Here is a 3,724-nt window from a genome sequence, read left to right as displayed (position 1 = left end):
AGCGCCAGTTTGAACGGGAGAAATAGAAAGGGGCATTGCTATGAACGATAATGAATTCAAAATCGGTGATATTGTAACAGCATTTAATAAGACTGGAAAGTATATTGGAGAGATTACAGCTGTTCGAGAACAAGCTTATTTAGTAAGAATCCTTGCTGTATTAAAGCATCCAAAACAAGGTGATCTTCATAACCCTAACCAAGTTGATGTAGATTTTTTTCATGAACGAAAAGCATTGGCATTTCGTGAACAGACGAATGTTCCAACAAACATGGTAAGACCTTATAACGACGAGATTCCAAACTATAAAGATTCTTTACAAGTAGCGGTAGACACTATCAAACAAGAATTTGAATCAAAGGATACTCCATTCAGCAAAAAAAGCCTTGAAGCCATTCAAGAATTGGAGAAAGATTATTTTAAATGATACTAGAAAAGAACTTAAAGCATTAAGGACTAGAGCATATAAAAAAGCCAAATCGTTTTGATGATTTGGCTTTTTTATGCAAATTTATTTAAGACTTCTGACAAATCTATTAAATCTCCAATCTTTGTTGGTTCATGTTTTTCCATGTACTTTTTATCTTTATCTACGAGCTTGTATATATTATAAGTAGTTAGAGCATCATCCAAAGCTCTATGATGTTTCCCTACACCGTCTGTTCCGTACTCTTTCACAGCTTTCCATAGGCCTGTTTGATTTTGGTCTCCAAAGAAACGTTTGTATTCCATTGATAAGTCGACAAGTGCTCCTCTAAATGGAAATTTATTACCATTCGCTTGACAATTTTGGCGCAAAACCTTCATATCCATATTACCCCATGTTACAACTGTACTCTTCCCATTCTTTTCGAAAGAAGTTAATTTTTCAATTAATTCTTCAAATGCTACACCTTTATCCACTTTGCCTTGTTCAATTCCTAAAAAATTTTTACATCGTTTTGAAAGAATTGGAAAGCGATTTGGCTTAACAAATTCCGAATACTCGTTTATTATTTCGTTATTCTTTACCACAACAGCCCCTACTTCAATAATTTCCGGATAAAACCCTTCCATTTTCATCTTACCTTCAGGCATCGTAAATTCAAAATCTATGAATACATATTGATGATTTTGTTCCATACTTTCCCTCCTTTCACACAAATGTAGGTTCCCATATATGTGATATACAAAATTATAGCAGATTATTATAATGAATTTTCAATTTTTTCTTAATATGAATACAAAACTAAATTACCGTTTAAAAAATTCTCCATTTTGACCGAAATATTTAATGTATAACTAACAAACACAATTTAAACATTAAGGAAGTAACTGAATGAGAACTTTTATGGGCTATATAATCATCCTCTTCACCATTCCAATAATCGCCATACTTTTTAGTAATTTCTACAGTGAGTGGTTGAAATACATACCCTTTCGTGAATATGTTGAGACAAATATAGCAATAGATGACATTTCGCTTCCAGAAATGAGCTATATTACTGCCAATGATGGCGAAGTCATCTCACAAATAACAAACAGCGAGAAAAGAATTAATCTTTCAAATGACGAAATTCCTCAACTCCTTAAAGATGCATTTGTCATAACTGAAGATCGTACCTTTTATGAGCATCAAGGAGCGGACTTTGCAGCGATTGGTCGAGCTATTGTTGTGAACGCAAAGCAAGATGATATTAAACAAGGTGGAAGCACGATCACACAACAATTAGCAAGAAATCTATATTTGAATCAGGACAAAACGTTTAACCGTAAATTAACCGAGCTTTTCTATTCATTTGAAATTGAAAAGAACTATACGAAAGACCAAATTCTTGAAATGTATATTAACGCTATATATTTTGGAAATGGTGCTTATGGAATTGAAGCTGCTGCTCAAACCTATTTTAATAAATCCACAAAACAATTGAGCGAAGGTGAGTTATTATTCCTTGCTGCTATTCCAAATAACCCGAGCATGTACAATCCGTTAAAGCATTTTAGTAAAACAAAAGAACGACAGGAACGAATAATTGATCAGCTAGTCCAACATAACAAGTTATTACTAGATGAAGCTCAGACTATAAAGCAACAACCATTGACGTTGAAACAAGGTAAAACAATTGATCGCTATCCCGATTATGTGACCTATGTTGAAAAAGAAATTCGAGAGCTTGTTGCTGAGCAGGAAGGCTACAGTAAAAACTTAAATAGTCGTAATGAAGCGATTCGAAATGAAACTGAGAAAATGCTTGATAAAAAAGTTAAAGAATTACTAGAATCGGGAGTAACGATTCACACTTCTTTAAATCAGCAACTACAGAAGCAAGTACAACAATCCATGAAAAATTATATTCCTTATCAAGATATAGAAAGTTCTGTAGTAGTTATACAGCATCATACGCATGAGCTTGTCTCTTTGACTGGGGCAAAAGATTATAAAAAATATTCTTTTCATCGCGCTTATCAAAGCTTCCGCCAACCAGGCTCTGCAATTAAACCATTGCTTGTATACGGACCATATATTGATACGACAGGAGCATCCTTATATGAAAAAGTAGACGGTTCATCCTTTTGTAAAGATGGCTATTGTCCTGGAAATGCTGGTAATGGTAGTTATGGTAATGTTTCTTTAAAGCAAGCTTTTTCACGTTCCTACAACACTCCTGCACTGCGACTATTTGATCGAAATGGAATTAAAAACAGCTTTGCTTATTTAGAGAAATTTGACTTTCAAAAGATAGTAGAGAGCGATTATCGACTTCCAGCTGCAATTGGCGGTTTTACGTACGGTATGAGTCCTTTAGAACTAACAGCCGCTTATACGTCTTTCAATGATGGCTTCTATCAAAAACCAAAAGCCATACAAAAAATAACCGATCAAGAAGGAAACATACTTTACCAATGGGAGGATAAACCCGTGAGAGTATGGAAAACAAGTACTGTAAAAAAAATGAGAGAGCTTCTAAGTTCAGTTATAAAAGAAGGAACAGCTAGACAGGCTAATTATCCAACCTCTGGTTATTTAGGAGGAAAAACCGGCACTACTAACAACACGAAAGATTTGTGGTTTGTAGGTTTAGATGATTCTTATACAACTGGGGTATGGGTTGGGAAAGACCAACCTGAAAATATTGAATATACTTCCTCACCACACATAAAAATCTGGAGAAGCGTAATGATGAATCTGTAAGACACAAACACTTACATTATTTCTATGAATCATTGGGAGGCGTCCAGCTCCCGCTTAAACATCTTTGCTTATACTTTCGTTTTGAAGTAGGAGTCTTAGCGCCAGTTAAATAAGATTCACAAAAAGAAAAATTAAAAAAGCTACTTGAATTGGCGTTATATTCACCCAGTCAAGTAGCTTTTCTTTTTCTACGTCCAGCTCCGAGCGCCCAACGCCTTTGATCCTAAATCGGTAGACTAGCGAGTAAGCTATTATATAATTTAAGGACCGAATAGCCAACTGCTGTTAATAAGCAGCCCCATACAAATGTATGGAAGAAAATCAATCCGATTAAACCAGCAGACGATAAATATGCACTAGCTTTATAAACAAAGTAGATGAACGCAATCATAGATGTTATAAAGAAAACTAATGTTATAGCCGCAAAGGAAACATTACAAAATATAGATACACCGCCACCAATGAGATAAATAATGGATCCGATTTGAACACTTTTCAAACTATCTCCAATGACTTCTTTCGAAAATAACAATAATGATATTTGTATAATTG

4 protein-coding genes are annotated in these 3,724 nt (G+C 34.5%); 2 read left to right on the top strand and 2 right to left on the bottom strand.

Annotated elements, in window-relative coordinates; genetic code table 11:
• Positions 1–40: 40 nt before the first annotated feature.
• The gene (locus tag V7014_RS02380) at positions 41–427 is read left to right on the top strand and encodes a kinase-associated lipoprotein B (protein ID WP_335503809.1); all 387 of its coding nucleotides are present in this window, start codon (positions 41–43) and stop codon (positions 425–427) included.
• 74 nt (positions 428–501) lie between these two features.
• On the opposite strand, the gene kapD is transcribed toward V7014_RS02380, so the two are convergent.
• The gene (gene kapD, locus V7014_RS02375; protein WP_335503808.1) at positions 502–1,122 is read right to left on the bottom strand and encodes a 3'-5' exonuclease KapD; all 621 of its coding nucleotides are present in this window, start codon (positions 1,120–1,122) and stop codon (positions 502–504) included.
• 196 nt (positions 1,123–1,318) lie between these two features.
• Here kapD and V7014_RS02370 point away from each other — a divergent pair, with 196 nt between their 5' ends.
• On the top strand, positions 1,319–3,172 hold the full coding sequence (locus V7014_RS02370; protein ID WP_335503806.1) for a transglycosylase domain-containing protein: 1,854 nt from the start codon (positions 1,319–1,321) through the stop codon (positions 3,170–3,172).
• Between the two features lie 223 nt (positions 3,173–3,395).
• Here the strand turns inward: V7014_RS02370 and V7014_RS02365 are convergent.
• Positions 3,396–3,724, bottom strand: a 329-nt coding sequence (locus V7014_RS02365; RefSeq protein ID WP_335503804.1) for a DUF5366 family protein, incomplete at its 5' end; no start/stop codon positions are given.

The organism is Bacillus sp. JJ722 (genome assembly GCF_036963345.1).
Classification (GTDB): Bacteria; Bacillota; Bacilli; order Bacillales; family DSM-1321; genus Bacillus_AD.
This window is presented reverse-complemented; position numbering and strand designations above follow the sequence as displayed.

Bases quoted from the DNA above. Each gene is read 5' to 3' on its own strand.
- V7014_RS02380 (WP_335503809.1), top strand. From the start codon at position 41: ATGAACGATAATGAATTCAAAATCGGTGATATTGTAACAGCATTTAAT.
- kapD (WP_335503808.1), bottom strand. From the start codon at position 1,122: ATGGAACAAAATCATCAATATGTATTCATAGATTTTGAATTTACGATG.
- V7014_RS02370 (WP_335503806.1), top strand. From the start codon at position 1,319: ATGAGAACTTTTATGGGCTATATAATCATCCTCTTCACCATTCCAATA.